Source organism: Bradyrhizobium sp. Arg237L (assembly GCF_029990105.1).
Classification (GTDB): Bacteria; Pseudomonadota; Alphaproteobacteria; order Rhizobiales; family Xanthobacteraceae; genus Bradyrhizobium.
This window is the reverse complement of record NZ_JAQMIL010000174.1, coordinates 1-1,510: the sequence shown is the minus strand read 5'-3', so window position 1 is coordinate 1,510 and position 1,510 is coordinate 1. Positions and strand designations below refer to the sequence as shown.

Sequence of the window (1,510 nt, the reverse complement as noted above, 5' to 3'; positions counted from 1 at the left end):
CTGTTGCCTCTCGGTCGCAGACTTCCGGTCTGTCCCTGTGAACGGACTTCTAGCTATACCGCGTCAACGGCAGCGATGGGCTTGAAGCCGACTTCGACGCGAGGACTTGAAATACCTCCTTGTCATCAGTTGCAGACCGAGGGCGGAGGGACTGAGTTACTGGGCCTCAGCGATCTTCGGTCCAGATGACAAAATCTGCGCGTTGGTTGCCGAGGGCCGGTTCGACGGCGATGCCGGGTCCGGCGATCGGAACGCGGCGTCGGGCGACGCTCCCTGGGATGGTCGACGGGCAGCGGTTGCCGGGAGCACGATTACTTTCGCTCCGACTTTCACCCGCTCATAAAGGTCCACGACGTCCTCATTGGTTAGCCGGATACAGCCGGACGAAACCCGCTTCCCGATCGTCTCGGGCTTGTTTGTGCCGTGAATTCTATATTCGGTCTCGCCCAGATACATCGCCCGAGCGCCGAGCGGGTTGCCGGGACCCCCTGCCATAAACCGCGGCAGATAAGGCTGACGCACAAGCATCTCTGCAGGCGGACGCCAATCCGGCCATTCTGTTTTACGGGCCACAGTTTGCTCGCCGGACCATGTGAAACCTTCGCGGCCAACACCGATGCCGTAGCGCAACGCTTGCGTGTCGCTCAGAACGAAATACAGGAATGTGTTCTTGGTATCGATGATCACGGTGCCCGGCGTCTGGTGGCTGGTGTAATCAACCACCTGCCGAACAAATGCTCCGGGACCGTCAGCAGCTTTTGGTGGTTCGACCAGAGGCGCCGGAGCCGAAATCGGAGCGGGAGCTGGCGCTGAGGCATAATTTGGAGTTGCCACGTAAACCAGAGTTGACGATGCCAGGGCTTGGGGTGCGGACGGCTTCCGTATCGGTTGCACGCTCGTCGGGCGAGACAGCAAGCTGTATCCCAATGCGGCGACGGCCACGGCGCCAACTGCAACTCTCGCGGCCCTTGGCAGTGCGAGCGCTTCTGCCTTTCCACGTTTGGCCCGCTTATTCATATCTTTCCTCCGGTCACGATGCCCGGAACAGGTACCCAGCAAAATTTAAGAAACTTCGAAGCGATCGCTCAGACCGCAACCGTTGGCGGCGCTTAATGCCGAACTCTTGTTCGGCAACATGAAAATTGGGCGTACCGCCTGATATTAAGGTAGCGACGTGGACGACGCGACTTCGCGGAACGCGTCGAGGTCTGAATCGACCGGCGGAGCGGACAGCGCCCCGCTCTTTCATTAACGGGCTTCGGGTCATTTTCAGCCCTCCCACCACCCGAATGGACCAAAGTTCGCCTCCAATTGTCGACAAGCCGACATACGTTGAGACGGTTGCTCGCGCGAAAATGACCGACCTCACCAACTGAGGAGGTCACCATGACCGATGTCCTAAGCTCCAACGAGAATGTCGCCAACCGCGTATCATGGAATAAGGGCAAGATCGTTGGCGCGAAGCCGCCACTCCGCCCCAAGCACGTCTGGTCCATTCGAACGAAGCTCC

The 1,510-nt window shown here is 59.3% G+C and carries 1 protein-coding gene; it reads right to left on the bottom strand.

The features are described from left to right. Positions 1-156: 156 nt before the first annotated feature. Positions 157-1,017, bottom strand: a complete 861-nt coding sequence (locus OZ411_RS42810; protein ID WP_282532778.1) for a L,D-transpeptidase — start codon at positions 1,015-1,017, stop codon at positions 157-159. Positions 1,018-1,510 lie beyond the last annotated feature (493 nt).